Source organism: Micrococcus sp. (assembly GCF_034179925.1).
GTDB lineage: Bacteria > Actinomycetota > Actinomycetes > Actinomycetales > Micrococcaceae > Micrococcus.
Window position 1 is genome coordinate 1 of record NZ_JAXFPG010000027.1, and the last position, 18,481, is coordinate 18,481.

The 18,481-nt window shown below is 74.1% G+C and carries 16 protein-coding genes and 1 tRNA gene; 7 read left to right on the top strand and 10 right to left on the bottom strand.

Translation table 11 applies throughout. The annotated features are described in order from the left end of the window. Positions 1 to 63 precede the first annotated feature (63 nt). Entirely contained in the window at positions 64 to 1,308 is a 1,245-nt protein-coding gene (locus tag SPI96_RS04820) for a cystathionine gamma-synthase (RefSeq protein WP_321081231.1), read from the bottom strand. A 30-nt stretch (positions 1,309 to 1,338) separates the two neighbouring features. Continuing rightward, positions 1,339 to 2,916 (bottom strand): pyridoxal-phosphate dependent enzyme, encoded by a 1,578-nt coding sequence (locus tag SPI96_RS04825; protein WP_321081276.1) that lies wholly within the window; start codon positions 2,914 to 2,916, stop codon positions 1,339 to 1,341. Between the two features lie 129 nt (positions 2,917 to 3,045). Here SPI96_RS04825 and SPI96_RS04830 point away from each other — a divergent pair, with 129 nt between their 5' ends. After that, complete coding sequence (locus SPI96_RS04830; protein ID WP_321081232.1) at positions 3,046 to 4,068, top strand: 3-methyladenine DNA glycosylase; 1,023 nt, start codon at positions 3,046 to 3,048, stop codon at positions 4,066 to 4,068. A gap of 199 nt (positions 4,069 to 4,267) precedes the next feature. Next, positions 4,268 to 4,765: a hypothetical protein gene (locus tag SPI96_RS04835; RefSeq protein ID WP_321081233.1), complete on the top strand. Its 498-nt coding sequence runs from the start codon at positions 4,268 to 4,270 to the stop codon at positions 4,763 to 4,765. A 51-nt stretch (positions 4,766 to 4,816) separates the two neighbouring features. Here SPI96_RS04835 and SPI96_RS04840 read toward each other — a convergent pair. Further along, a tRNA-Tyr gene (locus SPI96_RS04840) sits at positions 4,817 to 4,898 on the bottom strand. 145 nt (positions 4,899 to 5,043) lie between these two features. Here SPI96_RS04840 and SPI96_RS04845 point away from each other — a divergent pair. Then, positions 5,044 to 5,532 (top strand): YajQ family cyclic di-GMP-binding protein, encoded by a 489-nt coding sequence (locus SPI96_RS04845; protein WP_321081234.1) that lies wholly within the window; start codon positions 5,044 to 5,046, stop codon positions 5,530 to 5,532. Positions 5,533 to 5,560: 28 nt separating this feature from the next. After that, positions 5,561 to 6,067 (top strand): hypothetical protein, encoded by a 507-nt coding sequence (locus tag SPI96_RS04850; RefSeq protein ID WP_321081235.1) that lies wholly within the window; start codon positions 5,561 to 5,563, stop codon positions 6,065 to 6,067. A 104-nt stretch (positions 6,068 to 6,171) separates the two neighbouring features. Here the strand turns inward: SPI96_RS04850 and SPI96_RS04855 are convergent, their stop codons facing one another. Continuing rightward, a complete protein-coding gene (locus SPI96_RS04855) occupies positions 6,172 to 7,584 on the bottom strand; it encodes an FAD-dependent oxidoreductase (protein WP_321081236.1) in 1,413 nt (470 codons plus the stop codon). Between the two features lie 145 nt (positions 7,585 to 7,729). Here SPI96_RS04855 and rarD point away from each other — a divergent pair, with 145 nt between their 5' ends. Genes rarD through SPI96_RS04870 form a run of 3 tightly spaced genes read left to right on the top strand, consistent with a single transcriptional unit; the run spans position 7,730 to position 9,750 of the window. Then, on the top strand, positions 7,730 to 8,740 hold the full coding sequence (gene rarD / locus SPI96_RS04860; protein ID WP_414601907.1) for an EamA family transporter RarD: 1,011 nt from the start codon (positions 7,730 to 7,732) through the stop codon (positions 8,738 to 8,740). Between the two features lie 9 nt (positions 8,741 to 8,749). Beyond that, complete coding sequence (locus SPI96_RS04865; protein ID WP_321081237.1) at positions 8,750 to 9,247, top strand: hypothetical protein; 498 nt, start codon at positions 8,750 to 8,752, stop codon at positions 9,245 to 9,247. Beyond that, positions 9,244 to 9,750, top strand: a complete 507-nt coding sequence (locus SPI96_RS04870; protein WP_321081238.1) for an HIT family protein — start codon at positions 9,244 to 9,246, stop codon at positions 9,748 to 9,750. The genes SPI96_RS04865 and SPI96_RS04870 overlap by 4 nt, the downstream gene beginning before the upstream one ends. Positions 9,751 to 9,793: 43 nt before the next feature. Here SPI96_RS04870 and SPI96_RS04875 read toward each other — a convergent pair whose 3' ends face one another. The 6 genes from SPI96_RS04875 to SPI96_RS04900 form a co-directional block, all read right to left on the bottom strand. After that, positions 9,794 to 10,858: a polyprenyl synthetase family protein gene (locus tag SPI96_RS04875; RefSeq protein WP_321081239.1), complete on the bottom strand. Its 1,065-nt coding sequence runs from the start codon at positions 10,856 to 10,858 to the stop codon at positions 9,794 to 9,796. Next, positions 10,855 to 12,294, bottom strand: coding sequence for a geranylgeranyl reductase family protein (locus SPI96_RS04880; RefSeq protein WP_321081240.1), 1,440 nt, complete (start codon positions 12,292 to 12,294; stop codon positions 10,855 to 10,857). The genes SPI96_RS04875 and SPI96_RS04880 overlap by 4 nt, the downstream gene beginning before the upstream one ends. Then, on the bottom strand, positions 12,291 to 14,150 hold the full coding sequence (gene menD / locus SPI96_RS04885) for a 2-succinyl-5-enolpyruvyl-6-hydroxy-3-cyclohexene-1-carboxylic-acid synthase (protein ID WP_321081241.1): 1,860 nt from the start codon (positions 14,148 to 14,150) through the stop codon (positions 12,291 to 12,293). Before menD ends, SPI96_RS04880 begins: the two co-directional genes overlap by 4 nt. Before the next feature lie 186 nt (positions 14,151 to 14,336). After that, positions 14,337 to 16,490 carry a PhoX family phosphatase gene (locus SPI96_RS04890; protein WP_321081242.1) on the bottom strand — a complete coding sequence of 718 codons (2,154 nt, stop codon included), beginning with the start codon at positions 16,488 to 16,490 and terminating at the stop codon, positions 14,337 to 14,339. A 192-nt stretch (positions 16,491 to 16,682) separates the two neighbouring features. Continuing rightward, a complete protein-coding gene (locus SPI96_RS04895) occupies positions 16,683 to 17,762 on the bottom strand; it encodes an o-succinylbenzoate synthase (RefSeq protein ID WP_321081243.1) in 1,080 nt (359 codons plus the stop codon). 39 nt (positions 17,763 to 17,801) lie between these two features. Continuing rightward, positions 17,802 to 18,464 (bottom strand): hypothetical protein, encoded by a 663-nt coding sequence (locus SPI96_RS04900; protein WP_321081244.1) that lies wholly within the window; start codon positions 18,462 to 18,464, stop codon positions 17,802 to 17,804. Positions 18,465 to 18,481: the final 17 nt, after the last annotated feature.

Consider the following 18,481-nt stretch of genomic DNA (forward strand, 5'->3'; position numbering starts at 1 on the left):
AATTCCGGCCCCTTTCGCCCCCGGAGCGCATGTGGAGAGGGGCAGAGGGGAAGGGGTGAGGGGTCAGAGGCGGCGCAGGGCCTGGTCGAGGTCCGCCACGAGGTCCTCGGCGTCCTCGATGCCCACGGACAGGCGCAGCAGGTCGTCGGGGACGGCCAGCTCGGTGCCAGCCACGGAGGCGTGGGTCATCTCGGCCGGATAGTTCATGAGCGACTCGATGCCGCCCAGGGACTCGGCCAGCTGGAACAGGCGCGTGGACTCGGCCACCGTGCGGGCCGCCGCGGCCCCGCCGGCCAGGCGCAGGGACACCATGCCGCCGAACCCGCGCATCTGCCGGGCCGCGAGCTCGTGCCCGGGGTGGTCCGGCAGGCCGGGGTAGAGCACCTGGGTGACGGCGCTCTGGCCCGTGAGCCACTCGGCCACCGCCTGGGCGTTCGCCTGGTGGCGGTCCATGCGCACTCCGAGGGTCTTCAGGCCGCGGGTGGTGAGGTAGGCGTCGAACGGCCCGTTGACGGCGCCGGCGGCGAACTGCTGGAACTTCACCCGCTCGGCCAGCTCGGCATCCGGGATCACCAGGGCCCCGCCGATCACGTCCGAGTGGCCACCGATGTACTTGGTGGTCGAGTGCACCACCACGTCCGCACCGAGGGCGATCGGGCTCTGCAGGTACGGGGTGGCGAAGGTGTTGTCCACCACAAGCAGCGCCCCGTGGGCGTGGGCGATCTCCGCGGTCGCGGCGATGTCCGTGATCTTCATCATCGGGTTGGAAGGGGTCTCCAGCCAGACCATCACGGGCCCGTCGGCGGCGGCGCGCTCGACGGCGGCGGCCACGGCGTCGGCCTCGGCCATGTCCACGACGGCGTGGCGCACCCCCCAGGGTTCGAGCACCCGGGAGATGAGTCGGTAGGAGCCGCCGTAGACGTCGTTGCCCATCACGATCGTCAGGCCCGGGCGCCCGGCGCCCATGATCAGCGCGGTCTCGGCGGCCAGGCCCGAGGCGAAGGTCAGACCGGTGGCGCGGGGGGTGCCGTGCTCGTCCACGCCGGCTTCGAGGGCGGCCAGCTGCTCCTGCAGGGCGTCACGGGTGGGGTTGGTGCCACGCCCGTAGTCGTAGCCGCGGCGCAGCTCGCCGACCCGCACGGGGGCGTAGGTGCTGGAGATGTGCAGCGGCGGCACCACCGCACCGAACACCTCGTCGAGGTGCTGGCCGGCGTGCACCGCCCGGGTGCCGAAGCCCTGGGCCGTGGCGCCGGCGGAGCCGCCGTCCGTGCTGGGGCGGGGGGCGTCGGCGGGGTTCTGCTCGGTCATCGGGTCCGTCCTTTCGGGTCCGGGTGAGGCTCAGGCGGTCACGTAGGCCAACAGGTCGTGCAGGGAGACGATTCCCCGCACCAGCCCGGCGTCCACCACGAGGAGAGCGTCCTCGGACTGCAGACGACGCGCGGCCTCCCGCAGCCCGGTGGCCGCGCCGATGCTGGACAGGGGGCCGGCCATGGCCGAAGAGACCGGGGCCCCGGGGGCGAGGCGGCCGGAGGCCAGCCCGGCGGCCAGGCTCTCGGCGCGGACGGTGCCGTGGACCTCGTTGATCCGCAGGTCGTGCCGGGGCTCGGCGATCACGGGCAGGGCGTCCACGCCGTAGCGGACAAGGGTGCCGACGGCCTCGGCGACCGTGGTGTCCGGGGAGGCTGTGACCAGCATCGGCACGGAGCCGGGGAACAGGTCCTCCTTGTCCTCGAGCAGGTCTGCAAGGCTGGCGGTCCAGCGATCGGCCGGGCGGGGGGCGTCCCCGGCCTCCGCGGAGCCGTCGTCGGGCTGCGCGGCGGTGTTCTCGAACGCCTCCACCGGGGTGCCGGCCCCACCGGCGGCGCCCTGGAGGCCGTCGTCGGGGGTCTGCGGTGCCGCGGAGCGGGCCCGGCCCTGTGCCCAGGCGGGCAGGATGGTCTCGGGGCGGGCGTAGTGGAAGCCGCGGTCGTCCATCCAGGTGTCGTCGAAGACCTTGCCGAGGTAACCGCGGCCGGAGTCCGGGAGCACGATCACCATGACGTCCTCGGGGCCGAGGTCCTCGGCCGCGCGCAGCCCTGCGGCCACAGCCATGCCGGAGGAGCCGCCCACCAGCAGGCCCTCCTCCGCGGCCAGGCGGCGGGTCATGGCGAAGGCCTCGTCGTCCGTGACCGCGAGCACCTCGTCCGGGACGGACGGGTCGTAGTTGCCCGGCCACATGTCCTCGCCGACGCCCTCCACGAAGTACGGACGGCCGGTGCCGCCCGAGTAGACCGAGCCGGCCGGGTCCGCGGCGATCACCCGCACGGGCCCGCCCTCACGCCCAGCGGAGACCTCCTTGAGGAACCGGCCGGTGCCGGTGATGGTGCCGCCGGTGCCGGCGCCGATCACCACATGGGTGACACGCCCGGCGGTGTCCTCCCAGATCTCCGGGCCGGTGGTCTCGTAGTGGGAGGCCGGAGCGGCCGGGTTGAAGAACTGGTTGAGCTGGAAGGCGCCCGGGATCTCCTGCTCCAGGCGGTTGGCCACACCGTAGTAGGACTCGTCCGACGCCGGGTCCACCGCGGTGGGGGTCACCACCACCTCGGCCCCGTAGGCGCGCAGCACGTCCCGCTTCTCCTGGCCGACCTTGTCCGGGGTGACGAACACGGTGCGGTAGCCCTTCTGCTGGGCCACCAGGGCCAGGCCCACGCCGGTGTTGCCGGAGGTGGGCTCCACGACGGTGCCGCCGGGGGCCAGGCGGCCCTCGCGCTCGGCTTCCTCGATCATCTTCAGGGCGATGCGGTCCTTCACGGAGCCACCCGGGTTCAGGTACTCCACCTTCACCAGGACGGTGGCGGGCAGGTGGGCCGCCACGGAGTTCAGACGCACGAGCGGGGTGCCGCCGATGAGGTCGAGCACGGAGTCGGCGCAGCGCAGGGGACGGTCGGCGGTGGTGTCGGTCTGATCAGTCACGGTGCCCACGCTACGCGAGAGCCCGGACACCGTGACCGGCCCACGACACCGAGCGCCATGGGAGGGCTCCCGCCGGGGTGTACGGTGCGGGCCATGAGCCCGTGGCATGCCTCCGCAGCGGAGCCGGCGAGCCCGGACGCGCTCCGTGTGCTGCGCCCGCCCGTGCCGGTGGATGTGGCACTGACGCTGCGTCCCCTGCAGCGGGGCACCGCCGATCCCACGGTGCGGGCCACAAGCCAGGGCGTCTGGCTCACCCGGCGGGAACGGGTCGACGGCCGCCCCCTACCTGCCACGCTGCTGCTGCAGCCCGGCCCCGAAGGCACGGTGACGGTCCGTGCGTGGGGTCCGGCCGCGGCCGCGGCGGCGGGCCGGGCGGAGGCTCTGCTGGGCCTTCCCGACGACGGCTGGGCCGGCTTCGATGCCCTCCTCGCCGGGGGCGCGGGGCGGGCCCTCCCGGCGCCGCTGCGTGAGGCACGCCGGCGCACCCCGGGGCTGCGCCTGCCGGGGGCTGGGGCCCTGGCAGCCCAGCTGATGACGGTGGTGCTCGAGCAGAAGGTGACCCACGACCAGGCCCGTCACGGCTGGCGGTCCCTGGTGCGCCTGGCCCATGAGGTGCAGGACGCCACCGCCCCGGGGCCCGTGCCCGCCGGGATGCTGCTGCCGCCGGCACCGGAGGCGGTGCTGGCCGTCCCGTCCTGGCAGTGGCACACCCGGGCCTGGGTTCAACCGGCGCAGCAGCGTGCGCTGCTGGAGGTGGTCCGGCGCGCGGACGCCGTCGACCGTCTGGGTGAGGCGACGCCGGCCTGGGACCCCGCCGCGGCCGCCGGGCTGGCCCGCACCCTGTTGCGGATCCCCGGGATCGGCCCGTGGACGGTGGCCGAGGCCCTGCAACGCAGCCACGGGGCCGCGGACCTGGTCTCTGTGGGGGACTTCCATGTGGCGCACCTGGTGGGCCAGGTGTTCACCGGCTCCCGCACGGACGATGCCGGGATGCTGCGGCTGCTGGCGCCGTGGGCCGGGCACCGGCAGCGGGTGGTGCGCCTGATCGGGCTGGCGGGGATCCGCAAGGAGCGATTCGGGGCGCGGATGGCGCCGACGGACATGCGCCGCTTCTGAGGCCGTGTTCTCTGGCCCCCTGCTCGCGGGCAGAACCGGGTCCGCTCCTGCACAGGCGCTCGCGGCCGGGGCCGCATCCCCACCCGGAGCCCTCCCCCGAGCGGAGAGGGCCCGCGCCGGGCGAGGCTGGTCCCGACCGGCCCGCCGGGGCCGGCCCGGCCTCCGTGCGGCGGCCGGACACGACCCGACAGGAGGACCCATGCCCGTCCCTGAGAACCCGCTCACCCGTCTCGACGTCGCCGGCCGCCACGGCCCGGGCACCGCGGGCCCGCTGCGCCCGGGTGAGCGCGGCACGGTGCTCATCGTCAGCGGCCCGGCCGACGCGGAGGAGGCGATGAGCGAGGCCGTCGCGTGGATCACCGCGTTCGAGCACGACTGCGGGCTCGTCCTGGACACGGAGGCCACGAGCCTGTACGCCGTCAAGGAGCTGGGCGGTCCGCCGTGGGCGGGGTCGGCGGAAGGGGCAGGACCGGCGGACGGGGCGGGGCAGGACGCGGCCGCGGAGCGGGAGGAGCGGCGGCGTCAGGCTCAGACGCTGGCACCGTACCTGGACTTCGTGCTGGCCGGGGGCCGGTGGTACCACCGGGCCGGGCTCTCCCCCGCCGCGTGGGCGGACCGGGTGGCGCAGGTGGAGGGCTCCGTGGCCCCGGGCTCGCTGGGGACCGTGTGGGACGTGTATCCGCTGCCGACGCCCTGACAGCACGACGAAGCCCCGGGACCGTATCGGTCCCGGGGCTTCGCTCCGGTGTGGCAGATGAGGGATTCGAACCCCCGTAGGCAATGCCAGCTGATTTACAGTCAGCCCCCTTTGGCCGCTCGGGTAATCTGCCGGGCTACCGCGCGGCGGGCGACGCACCAGGCGCGCCCACCGTTCAGGCGAGAGACGACTCTACAGCACGAGGGAGCCTCCCCGCCACTCGGCCGTGCCGGATAGTCTGGGGCGAGCATCCGTCCCGCCCTGAGCAAGGAGCCCCCATGGCCAGCGATTCCACGTTCGACGTCGTCAGCAAGGTGGACAAGCAGGAGGTGTCCAACGCGCTGAACCAGGCGCAGAAGGAGATCGTCCAGCGCTACGACTTCAAGGGCGTCGGCGCCGAGATCGACTTCTCCGGGGAGAAGATCCTCATGAAGGCCTCCTCCGAGGAGCGCGTCAAGGCCGTCAAGGACGTCTTCGAGTCCAAGCTCATCAAGCGCGGCATCTCCCTGAAGTCCCTCGACGCCGGCGAGCCGTTCGCCTCCGGCAAGGAGTACCGCATCGAGGCCTCCATCGAGGAGGGCATCGACCAGCCCACCGCGAAGAAGATCACCAAGCTCATCCGCGACGAGGGCCCCAAGTCCGTCAAGGCCCAGATCCAGGGCGACGAGCTGCGCGTGTCCTCGAAGTCCCGCGACGACCTGCAGGCGACCATCGCCCTGCTCAAGGGCTTCGAGGATGCGGACCTGCAGTTCATCAACTTCCGCTGATCCCACCGCCCGACCCGGAGAGACCCCCATGCTCCTGCTCATCGACCCCCGCGGCGCCGTGTGGTCCGCCGACGTCACCTACGGCCGCGCCGTGGCCCGCCACACGGTGGACGGGCGCCCCCTGGACGACCTGCCGTTCCGCCGCGCCGCGCTCGTGCTGGACCTGGAGGACTACGTGGACCTCGCGCTGCGCCACGGCGTGTGCGTGCCCCGCGGCCTGCTCCTGGACGGAGGGTGGGTGGACACCGTGCTCAAGCCCGGCACCCTGGAGGCCCAGCGCCGCAACCAGGACCGCGTGGCCGAGCAGCTGCGCCCCGTGGAGCGCAACACCGAGGACGACACCGTACGCCTGTACCAGCGGGACACCATGCTCGACGGCGCTCAGGACGACCTCAACGAGCGCATCGAGAAGGCGCAGGAGGACGCCACACGCACCCTGCAGGCCCCACCCCGACACGAGCTCATCCACCACTGGCGCGGCCTCGGCGGGCCGCTGCCGGCCAGCATCGTCGAGAACCTCGACGACGCCGAGTGAGCCCAGGCCCCATCTGAACCCGGCAGCACACACGGGAACGGCCGCCCACCCTGCAGGGTGAGCGGCCGTCGTCATCGGTGCCGCCGGCGGCACCGGGAGGGCGCTCAGGCCAGGCCGTCGCCGGCGCGGCTGATGCGCGTCATCTCCTCGCGGTCCACGACCTTCACACGCTCGCGCGCCACCGGGCCGGCCTCGGTGGCGGCCGCACCGAGCGCCTTCTCGTGTTCGTCGAGGGCGTGCCAGCCCGCCCAGGTGGTGTAGGGCACCCCGCGCTCCTCAAGCAGCGCGATGACGGCGGCCTCCTCCGGCTCCTGCGCGGTGTAGAGGCCCGGCTCGTCCTCGATGAGGTGGCCGATGGTCTCGAGTGAGTCGCCCTTCGTGGAGCCGATCAGGCCTACGGGGCCGCGCTTGATCCACCCGGAGGTGTACAGGCCCGGCACGGGGGCGCCCTGCGCGTCGAGCACCCGGCCCTCGGCGTTGGGGATCACGCCGCGGACGTCGTCGAACTCCACGCCGTCCACGGGCGAGCCGAAGTAGCCCACCGCACGGTAGACGGCCTGCACGCTGTAGTCCACGGTCTCCTCGGTGGGGCGGACCCCGCCGGTGCCGTCGAGTTCCATGCGGCGCATGCGCAGGCCGTCGAGGCGGCCGTCGCCGTCGGCATCGAGGAACTCCTCCGGGGCCTGCAGGAAGTGCAGGTGCAGGCGGCGGGAGGCCTGCTCGGTGCGGTCCTCCTGCTCCATGAGCCAGTTGGTCAGGGTGCCGACCATGGTGCGGACCTGGTTGTTCTCCTCGATGGCCTTCTCCGAGGCCTCGTCGAACTCGAAGTCCTCCTCGTAGAGCACGATGTCCACGTCCCGGGAGTGCGCCAGCTCGCGCAGCTCCAGCGGGGTGAACTTGATCTGCGCCGGGCCGCGACGGCCGAAGACGTGCACGTCCGTGACCGGCGAGGCGGCCAGGTCCCGGTACACGTTGTCCGGGATCTCGGTGGGCAGCAGGTCCTCGGCGTGCTTGGAGAGGATGCGGGCGACGTCGAGGGCCACGTTGCCGTTGCCGATCACCGCGACCTCGGTGGCCTCGAGCGGCCAGTGACGGGGCACGTCCGGGTGGCCGTCGTACCAGGAGGCGAAGTCCGCGCCGCCGAAGGAGCCGGAGAGCTCGACGCCGGGTACGTCCAGGGCGGCGTCACGCACCGCACCGGTGGAGAGCACCACGGCGTCGTAGTGGCGGCGCAGGTCCTCGAGGGTGAGGTCCGTGCCGACGTCCACGTTGCCGAGGAAGCGGATGTCCCCGCGGTCCATCACCTTGTGCAGCGCGGTGATGATGCCCTTGATGCGGGGGTGGTCCGGGGCCACGCCGTAGCGGATCAGGCCGAAGGGGGCGGGGTAGCGGTCGAACAGGTCGATGCTCACCGGGAAGTCCCGCTTCTCCTTGGTGAGGATGTCCGCGGTGTACACACCGGCGGGGCCGGCGCCGACGATGGCGATGCGGAGCGGGCGGTCGGGGCGGTCGGTCACAGCGGGACGTCCTTCCGGGGCGGCGATCTGGGGGCGAAACCGACCTCCCATGCTACCGGGCACTCCTGCCTGAAGCGCCAGGGGCCCCGTTCCGGGGCCGTCACGACCGCCTCGGCAGACTCCCGCACCGCCGTACCCTGGGCCGGTGAGTTCCCGCGCGTCCGCCCCCACCCCACCGCCGTCCTCCCCCGACACCGGCGCCCTGCCGATGGTCCAGCCCGCCCCGTCCGGCTCCTCGCCGCAGGGCCTGGCCCTCGGGCTGTCCGCGTACGTGATCTGGGGCCTGGTGCTGCCGCTGTACGTGACCGCGCTGGCGCCGGCCGGTGCGGTGGAGATCGTGGTGGTCCGCATCGGGTTCTCACTGCTGTTCTGCCTGGTGCTGTTGGCCGTGCTGCGCCGACTGGGTGAGCTGCGCGAGGCACTGCGCACCCCAAGCCGTTGGGGTGCCACCGCCCTGGCCTCGGGGCTGATCGCCGTCAACTGGCTGCTGTACGCGCTGTCCGTGGTGAGCGGCAACGTGCTCCAGGCCTCCCTGGGCTACTTCATGAACCCGCTGGTCAACGTGCTGCTCGGCGTCCTGCTGCTGGGCGAGCGGCTGCGCCGGGCGCAGTGGGCCGCGGTGACGCTGGCCGCCGTCGCGGTGCTCGGGATGACCGTAGCCCTGGGCGCGGTGCCGTGGCTCTCGCTCGGGCTGGCGTTCTCCTTCGGCCTCTACGGGCTGGTGAAGAAGCGCCTGCCCACTCCCGGCCACCCCGTCACGGGCATGACCGCGGAGACGCTCGTGCTCACGCCGGTGTTCGTCGTGGGCACCGTACTGCTGCACGGGGCCGGTCAGCTGACCACGCTCACTGAGGGTGCCGGCCACTTCTGGCTCATGGCCGCCTCGGGTGTGCTCACGGCTGGGCCGCTGATCCTGTTCTCCGCTGCCGCCCGTCACCTGAGCCTGACCACCCTGGGCCTGATGCAGTACGTGGCCCCGCTGGGGCAGTTCCTCGTGGCGGTGCTCGTGCTGGGCGAGCACATGGCCCCGGCCCGGTGGGCGGGCTTCGCGCTGATCTGGGCCTCGCTGGCGTTGTTCACCCTGGACCAGGCCCGGCAGGCCCGGCTGCGCCGACGCGCCCGCAGAGCCCTGACGGGCTCACAGGCCCACGCCTAGACTGGCCGCATGCCTCCCAAGCCCGCCGCCCCCGTGTACCTGCCCGCGTTCCAGAGGCTCGTCCCGGAGCTGCTGGGCGAGCCCTGGGCCGAGGACGACGGCCTCTCCGACGTCGAGATCGACCGCCGCCTGGCCGACTCCCCCGCCGCCGCCCAGCTGGGCGAGCACCTCGTGCTGCCCACCGCGCTGCGGGAGTTCTACCGTGCCGTCGGCAACGCCGGCGACCTGTTGGAGACCGTCCACTACGTGTGGGATCCGGACGACCTCGAGGAGCGGGACGGGTTCCTGATGTTCCTCGAGGACGAGGCTGAGACGGTCGTCTGGGGCCTGCCGGTGGAGAACCTCTCCCTCCCGGACCCCCTCGTGTGGCGCCGCTCCGCCGGCGCTGAGGCACCGGAGGGCGACTGGGAGGACGAGGGCGGCACGTTCAGCGAGTTCATCATGGACCTGCTGGCCTGGACCTTCGAGGACACCGCCGACGACGACGGCCGCGGGGCCCCGCGATGAGCGCGCCCGCGCGCCCGCCCGCCCCGGTGAGCCACGCCCCCGAGGGCTACGTGTGCCCGTTCTGCGGGCTGGTGGCCGGGGACGTCTCCGACCCGGGGAACCGGTGCGAGCTCACGGACACCGTCCACCAGGACGAGGACGTGATCGTGCTGATCGCCGCCGACGGGTTCGGCGAGCACGAGGGCCACGCCATGGTCTGCCCGGCCGAGCACCACGAGAACCTCTACACGATGCCGGACCGGGTGCTGCAGCGGATCGCCCTGACCGCCCGCCAGGTGGCCCTGGCCATGAAGGCGGCGTGGGCGCCGGACGGGGTGTCCACGCGGCAGCACAACGAGCCGGCCGGCAACCAGCATGTATGGCACTACCACCTGCACGTGTTCCCCCGCTATGAGCAGGACCTGCTCTACGGGCAGCGCCGCCACGCGGTGGACCCGGCCGTGCGCGCACAGCGGGCACGAGAGCTGGCCGCAGCTCTGGACATGGGCCCCACCCGCATCTGAGACAGGTCCCGGGCCCGCATCTGGGGCAGGGACCGGGGTCGGCTCAGCTGGCGCGGTCCACCACGTAGTCCGCGAACGCCTCGAGGGCGGCCTTCACGGGCGACTCCGGCAGCGGGGCCAGGGCATCCTTGGCCTCCTGGGCCCAGGCACGGGTGATCCGTCCGGCCTCGGCGAAGGCCGGGTGCGCGGTCAGGGCCGCGACCGCCCGGGCGAGGGCGGCGTCGTCGTCCAGGCCGCCGCGTACGAGATCCAGCACCTCCCGCGCCTGCTGCGCCTGCTCCCCCTGGGCGGCGGCGTCCCGCTCCAGCAGCAGGGTGGCCAGGGTGGGCACGCCCTCGCGCAGGTCGGTGCCGGGGGCCTTGCCGAGCTGCTCGGCGGTGCCGGTCAGGTCGATGAGGTCGTCGGCGAGTTGGAAGGCCACACCCACCTTCTCCCCGTACTCGGACATCACCTGCACGGTCTGCTCGTCCGCGCCGCCCAAGTGCGCCCCGAGGACGCCGGCGGCGGCGATCAGCGAACCGGTCTTGCCGCCGAGCACCGCATAGTAGTGCTCCAACGGGTCCTGGCCCTCGCCCACACCCCGGGTCTCCCAGAGCTGGCCCTGCACGAGGCGCTCGAAGGTCTCGGCCTGCACGCGCACGGCCCGCGGCCCGAGCTCGCTCATCAGCTGCGAGGCGCGGGCGAACACGAGGTCCCCGGCGAGGATCGCGGCCGAGTTGCCCCACAGCCGGTGCGCGGCGGCGGCACCGCGGCGCACGGGGGCCTCGTCCATGACGTCGTCGTGGTACAGGGTGGCCAGGTGGGTCATCTCCATCACGACGGCGGCCTGGCGCACCTCCGGGCCGATCGCGCCGACCTGCCCGGTGGGCAGGCCGGGGTCGCCCAGCAGGGAGGAGAGCACGGTGAGCACGGGGCGCACCCGCTTGCCGCCGGCGGAGGCCAGGTGACGGGCGGCCTGAGTGGAGAAGTCGTCCTCGAAGGCGAGGGCGTCCAGCAGGTGGGCCTCCACCTGCTCAAGTGCGGTGAGCACGGCCGAGAGCACCGGGCCGTGCTCGGCCAGGGCGTCGAATCCGGAGGGCAGGGCGAAGCCGGCGTCAGCAGTGGTCACCGGGCAAGCCTACCCAACGAGGGTGCGTCGGCCGTCGTGAGCGACGAGGTGGCGGACTCGAGCAGCCGCACAGCCCGGTCCACTACATCCCCGCCGCGCGGGTCCACCACGTTGCCCATCACACGCGCCACCGTGCGCAGCAGCGGCGGGGCGGCCATGCCGGTGGCCAGGGCGGCCCGCATGACGTGCGGATCCCCGATGAGCCGGGCGAACCGGGCCCCGAGGGCGAAGTGCGCGCCCCACAGGTGCTGGGTGATCACCGGGTAGCGGGAGAGCACGGTGTCCGCGGCGGCCGCGTTCGGGGCGGCGACGGCGTCCACGGCCAGCTCCGCGGCGATCCTCGCCGCCTCCATGGCGAAGCCGATGCCCTCGCCGTTGAACGGGGAGACCATGCCGGCGGCGTCGCCCACCAGCAGCATGCCGGGCACGTGCTGCGGGGTGCGGTTGAAGGCCATAGGCAGAGCCGCACCCAGGATCCTCGAGGTGCGGGTGTCCTCACTGATCCCCCATTCGGGGGTGAGGGCGCCGGTCCAGCGACGCAGCAGGTCTCGGTAGTCGAGCCGGCCGAACTGCGGGGAGGTGTCCAGGATGCCCAGGCCCACGTTCACGGTGCCGTCGGCGAGGGGGAACAGCCAGCCGTAGCCGGGCAGGGGGCGGCCCTCGGCGTCGGGCAGGCTCAGCCAGGATTCCATCCACTCCCCACGGTCGCCCGGCGGCCGGGGCACGGCACCGTCCGGGCCCACCGGGCCGGCGGTGTGGTACGCCCGCACGGCCACACCCATGGGGCGGTCGGTGCGCCGGTGCACACCCATCGAGACGGCCGCCCGGGCGGAGACGCCGTCACAGACCAGCACCACGGGGGCCTGCCAGAGAGCCACACGGCCCGTCTTGCGCCCGTCCGGACCCACCACCTGGGCCCGCAGACCGTCCACCCGGCCGGAGGCATCCCGGGTGACACCCGTGACGGCGTGGCGCTCGAGCACGGTGGCCCCGCGGCGTCGGGCATGCTCCACGAGCAGGGCGTCGAAGTCCCGGCGGGCACGGGTCAGCGCATAGTCCGGCCACGTGCTCGTCTCGGGCCAGGGCACGTCCACCGTGCGCCGGCCGGCACGCAGGCGCAGGCCGCGGATCCGTTGCCAGCCGCCGTCGTCGCCGGGACCGCCGCGGTGCTCGATGCCCAGCAGACGCAGCTCCCGGACCGCCTGGGGCGTCAGGCCGTCACCGCAGACCTTGTCCCGCGGATGCGCGGACTTCTCCAACACCACCACGTCCAGGCCGGCCGCGGCCAGGTGGGCGGCGGCTGTGGCCCCGGCCGGGCCCGCCCCGGAGATCAGCACATCCGCACGGCGGGGCGCCTCCTCGGCTCCGGCGGGGCGGTCGGCCAGCAGCGGCGCGGCGGCGTCCGCTGCGTCAGCTGCGTCGGCGGGGACGGTCATGACTCCTCCTGGAGGGCGGGGGCGGGGTCCGCGGCGGGGGCCGGGCCAGTAGCCGGCCGGGCGGACGGGACGGTGGCGCGCACGGCCTCGGCCAGGGCCGCGGTCACCTGCGGGCGCACGGCGCGGTCGGCCCGCACCTCGAGGGTCCGGAGGCCGCGGGCCGGGGCGGCCAGCGTATGCAGCAGGCCCGGCCGGTCCGTGATCACCCGGTGCGGCACCCCGTACCCGGCGGCGAGCGCGGCCAGATCCGCCCGGTGGGGGGTGCCGAAGAAGCGCTCCACCGTGGCCGCCATGCCCCGGGTGCGGCCGACAGCCCCGTGCTCGAGGCCGGCGAAGATGGCCCCGCCGGCGTCGTTCACCACGACGACGTCCAGCTCGGGCTCGGGCTCGTCGGGGCCGACCAGCAGCGCACCGAGATCGTGCAGGGCGGTGAGGTCCCCCACCAGGGCGACGGTGCGCCGTCCGGTGCCCAGGGCGATGCCGCAGGCGGTGGCGAGGGTGCCGTCGATGCCGGCCAGGCCGCGGTTGGCGAAGACCTGCGTATCCGGGGCGCCGGGCGGGCGCCAGGCCAGGTCCACATCCCGGATGAGGGAGGAGGAGCCGAGCACCACGGGGCCGCGGGCCACCGCCGGCAGCACATGTGCCACGGACTGGGGGCCGAGCCCGTGCAGCGCCTCCTGGTGCAGCAGCTCCGCCTCGAGGGCGGCCTGGGCGTCCAGGCTGGCGCGCTGCCACGCGGCCAGCCAGCCGGGGGTGCCACTGCCGGCGAGGTCCGCGAGCTCCTCCACGGTCCGCACAGGCCGTTCCCGGCGGCGGCCCGGCAGGTGCCAGGGGGCGGGCTCGGGGGTGTGCAGGGCGGTGAGGACCTCCGGGCGGGCCAGCAGCGCGGCCACGGTGCGGGTGAGGGTGGGGCGGCCGAACAGGACGACCCGCTCGATGTCCGCGGCCAGGGGGTGGGCGTCGGGTCCGGTGCCGCCGGCGGTGCCGAGCAGCAGCGGGTACGCACCGATCGCGTTCGGGCCGAAACGGGCATCGGAGCTGGGCTCGGCGAGCAGGGGCAGACCGAGGGCCAGGGCGAAGGCGGCCGCGGCCGGGCCGGCGCCGTGGCCGGCGAGCACCACGGTGCGGCGGGGCGGACGCCGCGCCGCATCCAGGTCCACCAGACCGGACAGCTCCGCGCCCGGGGGCCGCCACGCCGGGGCGGCGGAGGGCAGGGCGTCAGAGGCCGGGGCGTCGCAGATCTGGGCGAGCTGGCCGGCATCGGGCACGAGGGGGTCGCGGAAGGCGACGTTCAGGTGCACCGGCCCGCACGGGGACTCCTCGAGGTCCGCGCCCTCGGCGGCGGGGGCGAGGCCCTCGGCGCACAGCAGCGCATCCCGGACCTGCGCGGCGGTGCGGCGCAGGTGCTCGGCGGCGTCCACGCCGGGGGCGGGGTCGGCGTCGAGGGCGATCCCGCAGCGGGCATGCAGGTGGAACAGCCCCTCCTGGGCGGTGGTCTGGTTCGCCCCGGTGCCATGCAGCTCGGCGGGACGGTCCGCGGTGAGCGCCACCAGGCGGGTGCCCGCGTGGTGGGCCTCCATCATGGCCGGCAGCAGGTTCCCGACGGCGGTGCCGGACGTGGTGAGCACGGCCACCGGACGCCCCGTGGCCAGGGCCAGCCCGTGGGCGAGGAACCCGGCCGCACGCTCGTCCACCCGCACGTGCAGGCGCAGACGGCCAGCGCGCTCGAGCGCAGCGAACGCGTACACCAGCGGTGCCGACCGGGAGCCGGGGCAGACGACGGCCTCCCGCATCCCGCCCTCGCACAGGGCGTCCGCGACAGTGCGGGCGAGGCGGAAGGAATCGACGGAGGTCATGGTGGCCACCAGTCTAGGTGTGAGCGCCCGAACCCGATCGCACCGAGCCTGGACGCACCGGCCCCAGACGCACCGAGCCCGGACGCGGCGGGGCCGCCGCAGCGCAGTGCCACGACGGCCCCGTCCGGCAGGGCACCCCCGGAGGAGGGGGCGGGGCCGCCGCGGCAGGCCCCGGGCCCAGGAGGGTCAGCGACCGCGCCCCTTGCCGGGCTTGCCCTGGCCGGCACCCTTCTGGGCGCCCTTCTGGGCACCCTTCTGGGGGCCCTTCTTGTCCGCCTTCTGGGCACCCTTGCCGATGCCGCTGTTGCCGGTCGCGTTGAAGACCTGCACCACGGACGGCCGCGGGGCCGCCACCTTGTCCCCCACCTGCACCGGGCCGGCCGGGTCCAGGAAGTCGGGGAAGGCGGAGGTGTGGGCACCCCAGGTGCCGTTCTCACCCGGGTGCTGCACGTTCACGAACACGGAGTCGTCGCGGTCGTGGATCACGGGGCCGCAGGTCTCAGCGTCCCGGGGCACGGCGAGGAACTGCTGCACGCGGCCGCGCTCGGGGCCCTCAAGGCTCACCTTGTGCAGGGCGTCGGCGTAGCCGATGGTGCCGGGCTGACCGTCCGTGGAGATCCAGAGGTTGCCCTCGGAGTCGAACGCCACGTTGTCCGGGCAGGAGATCGGGGAGACCTTCTCCTTGGGGTAGCCGGCGAAGTACGCCGAGGAGGAGACCTTCGGGTCGCCGGCCAGCAGCAGGATCACCCAGCCGAAGGAGGTGGCGGTGTGGTCGCCGCCGCACTCGGTCAGCTCGATCACGTGGCCGTCGCGGTTGCCGACCACCGGGTTGGCCTCGTCCACCTCCGTGCGGCGGGTGTTGTTGGTCAGGGCCGCGTACACCTTGCCGTTGACCGGGTTGGTCTCCACGTCCTCCGGGCGGTCCATCTTGGTGGCACCGACCTTGTCTGCGGCCAGGCGGGTGAACACGAGCACCTCCGCCAGGGACATGCCCGGCACGAAGGAGCGCTCATGGGAGGCCAGCGGGATCCAGGTGCCGGAGCCGTCGAACGCGCCGTCGGCGGGCAGGGTGCCGGTGCCGTCGATCTGCCAGTCCGGGGAGTCGCCGGAGAACCTGGCCACGTAGAGGGTGCCCTTGTCCATCAGACGCATGTTGTGGCGCTTGTCCCCGGGGCGGACCTTCTCGGCGGAGACGAACTTGTAGATGTAGTCGTGGCGCTCGTCGTCGCCGGAGTACACCACGGCATGGCCGGAGGGGGCGATGACGGCGGTGCCGGCCTCGTGCTTGAAGCGGCCCAGCAGGGTGTGCTTCACCGGGGTGGAGGTGGGGTCCTCCGGGTCGATCTCCACGACCCAGCCGAAGCGGTGGGACTCGTTCTCGTAGCCGGGCTTGGTGGCGTCGAAGCGGTCGTAGAAGTCCTCCCAGCGGCGGCGCGTGGCGGAGGTGGAGATGCCGTAGCGCTTCTCCTCCGCGGTGCCGCGGCCCTTGAAGTACTGGTTGAAGTTCTCCTCGCCGGAGAGCACGGTGCCCCACGGGGTGGTGCCGCCGGCACAGTTGTTCAGGGTGCCGAGCACGCGGGTGCCGGTCGGGTCCTCAACGGTCTTGAGCAGGTCGTGACCGGCGGCCGGGCCCTGCACGCGGAACTCGGTGGTGCCGGTGATGCGGCGGTTGCGGCGGCCCCCGCGCACGTACTCCCACTTGGCGCCCTGCTTGGCGCGGCGCAGCTCCACGATGGACAGGCCGTGCGCCTGGATGGCGGTGTCCACCACGTCCTTGGGGTTCGAGGCCAGGTACTCCGGGGAGAACATGATGTTCTCGTTGGTGTACTCGTGGTTGGAGACCAGGTAGCCGGAGCGGTCGTTGCCGCCGTCGGAGATCACGTTCAGGTAGTCGTTGTTGTACCCGAACTGCCCGGACTGCGAGGCACCGGTCTGGCGGCGGATGTCGAAGTCCTGGGAGTCGGCGAAGAGCGGGTCGCCCCAGCGGATGATCACGTCCCAGTCGTAGCCGGCAGGGACGGTGACGTCGTCCACGGTGCGGGTGACCGGGCCGATCGGGTCGAAGGCCAGCTTGCCGCCGCCGGTGGGACGGGTGCCGTGGTCCGCGAGGGCCTCGGGGGCGCCGGCGACCTGGCCGCCGACCACCACGGCCGCGGCCAGGCCGCCAACGCCGAGGGCGGCACGCCGGGAGATGGCACGTTCGGCGACCTGCTGGAAGGTCTCGTTCATCGAGGTGTTCGGTGCGGGCTGGGCGCACGCATTGCCGCACTTGAGGTCACAGGTGACCGCGGAGCGGTTGCCGCGGGTGTGGCCGGCCATGGGGAGGAGACGCTTGAGCATGGTGTCCTTCTCGACGGGGGTCTCTCGGCCTGCGCGCGGGGCGTTCGAGGCCGGGCCGCGGAGGGGATGCCCGCGGTCCGTGCCCACCCTCACGCAGACGCAGTAGCACCGGGGGACGGTCCGGTGAACCCGGGCCGAACAGTTGCCGACACCCCGATGACCTCCCCCGCCCTGACAGGCCCCGAGGCCGGTTCAGCCGCCGGCAGTGAGCACTGCATGGGCCGCGCACAGCCGCTCGGCCCACCACCGTTGGCCCGCAGCGTCCTGCCGGGCCCGGGCCAGCAGGGCCGGGTCCGGCTCCGGCGCCCGCTCCCCCGGGGCGGGCAGCAGGCCGCCGGCGGGCCGCCAGGGAGGGGAGACGACGTCGTGCCCGAACAGGGCCACCGTGCCGAGCCCGCACGCGAAGGGCAGGGCGGGCAGATGCGCTGCGAGCGCCGCCCCGCCGGCGATCCCCACGGAGGTGTCCAGCGCCGAGGAGACGACGGCGTCCAGCCCCGCGGCCTCGACGATGGCCGCGGCGCGGCGCACCCCGCCCAGGGGCTGGACCTTCACCACGATCAGGTCGGCCGCATCCGCCTGTGCGACGGCGAGCGGGTCTGTCTCCTTGCGGACGGCCTCGTCTGCGGCGATCCGGGTGGCGACCCCGCGCTCACGCAGCATCCGCCGCACCCGGGCCAGCGTGCGGATGCCGGGCACCGGCTGCTCGGCGTACTCGAGCCCCACGTCCGCGAGCTCGGTGAGCATGGCCACGGCCTCCGCCGCCGTCCACCCGGCGTTGGCGTCCACCCGGATCGCCGCCTCCGGCAGCAGCTGCCGCACGCGGCGCACCCGGGCCAGGTCCGCGCTGTGGCTGCCGGCCACGAGGCCTCCGCCGGTCCGGTGTTCGGCCACCTTCACCTTCACCGCGGTGATGCCCTCGCCGTACCGGGCCAGGACGCCCTCGACGTCGGCGGCGTCCACCGCGGGCACGGTCGCATTGACGGGCACCTCGGCCCGTACGGGGGCGGGCCACCCCTGCCAGCCGGCCTCGACGGCGGCGGCCAGCCAACGGGAGGACTCGGCGGGGCCGTACTCCGGGAACGGGGAGAACTCGGCCCAGCCGACGGGCCCGCGCAGCAGCAGCGCTTGGCGTTCGGTCGTCCGGCGGAAGGGCACACGCATCGGCAGGGTGACCGCCACGGCCTCGGCCAGCAGCTCCTCCACGGAGGGCAGGGCGGGGCCGCCGGACGCACCGGGCAGCGGGGGCAGGGTCGGTGCGGCGGGCTCGTCCATGCGCACCAGGCTCTCACGCCCGATGGGCCGTCGGCCCGGTCAGGCGACGGCCACGTAGCCGAGCGTACGGGCCAGAGCCGTGGCCCGCTCGCGGGAGCCGAGCACCGCCTCCAGCCCGGCGACGACGTCCGCCACCACCTCGGCGCGCAGGTGCCAGTCCGGGGTGAACGGCTCGTCCGCGCGCGCCCAGGCCGCCCCGACCGCGGCGAGGGCACGGGCCATCTCCGTGAGGTCCCGGAACACCGGCTCGGGCTCCCCGAGGCGGTCCTCCCAGCCCTCCTCGCCGGGGGCCATGAGCACTCGCCCTGTGGAGGCCTCGTGGATGAACGGCTCGGCACCCTGCTTGGCCACCACGGTCCAGTCCTCGGTCCAGTCCACCAGCTGCGCACCGGTCCGGTGGTTCCAGCGGTAGCCGGCCTGCTCATCCCAGAGCCGGTCCAGGGGGAAGAGCATCAGCGGCAGCCCGACCGTGTCGATCTCCACCCACTCGGGCCCCACGTACCGGTAGAAATCGGCGAGGTCCGTGGCGAGCGGCTCCTCCGCAGCCCACTCGATGGGCTCCTGCCGGGAGAGCGGGCCGAACACGGCCAAGGCCTCCCGGGCCGCCACGAGGTCGTGCGGGTCCAGGGTGATCCTCGGCGCGGGGCCCGAGAGCATACCCGGGGCGGACAGGGGGGCGGTGGCGGGGCGCACGCGGTCCATGCGGCCAGGGTAGGCAC

Bases quoted from the DNA above. Each gene is read 5' to 3' on its own strand.
- SPI96_RS04895 (WP_321081243.1), bottom strand. From the start codon at position 17,762: ATGGACGAGCCCGCCGCACCGACCCTGCCCCCGCTGCCCGGTGCGTCC.
- menD (WP_321081241.1), bottom strand. From the start codon at position 14,150: ATGACCTCCGTCGATTCCTTCCGCCTCGCCCGCACTGTCGCGGACGCC.
- SPI96_RS04835 (WP_321081233.1), top strand. From the start codon at position 4,268: ATGCCCGTCCCTGAGAACCCGCTCACCCGTCTCGACGTCGCCGGCCGC.
- SPI96_RS04820 (WP_321081231.1), bottom strand. From the start codon at position 1,308: ATGACCGAGCAGAACCCCGCCGACGCCCCCCGCCCCAGCACGGACGGC.
- SPI96_RS04865 (WP_321081237.1), top strand. From the start codon at position 8,750: ATGCCTCCCAAGCCCGCCGCCCCCGTGTACCTGCCCGCGTTCCAGAGG.
- SPI96_RS04830 (WP_321081232.1), top strand. From the start codon at position 3,046: ATGAGCCCGTGGCATGCCTCCGCAGCGGAGCCGGCGAGCCCGGACGCG.
- SPI96_RS04880 (WP_321081240.1), bottom strand. From the start codon at position 12,294: ATGACCGTCCCCGCCGACGCAGCTGACGCAGCGGACGCCGCCGCGCCG.
- SPI96_RS04900 (WP_321081244.1), bottom strand. From the start codon at position 18,464: ATGGACCGCGTGCGCCCCGCCACCGCCCCCCTGTCCGCCCCGGGTATG.
- SPI96_RS04845 (WP_321081234.1), top strand. From the start codon at position 5,044: ATGGCCAGCGATTCCACGTTCGACGTCGTCAGCAAGGTGGACAAGCAG.
- SPI96_RS04890 (WP_321081242.1), bottom strand. From the start codon at position 16,490: ATGCTCAAGCGTCTCCTCCCCATGGCCGGCCACACCCGCGGCAACCGC.
- SPI96_RS04850 (WP_321081235.1), top strand. From the start codon at position 5,561: ATGCTCCTGCTCATCGACCCCCGCGGCGCCGTGTGGTCCGCCGACGTC.
- SPI96_RS04870 (WP_321081238.1), top strand. From the start codon at position 9,244: ATGAGCGCGCCCGCGCGCCCGCCCGCCCCGGTGAGCCACGCCCCCGAG.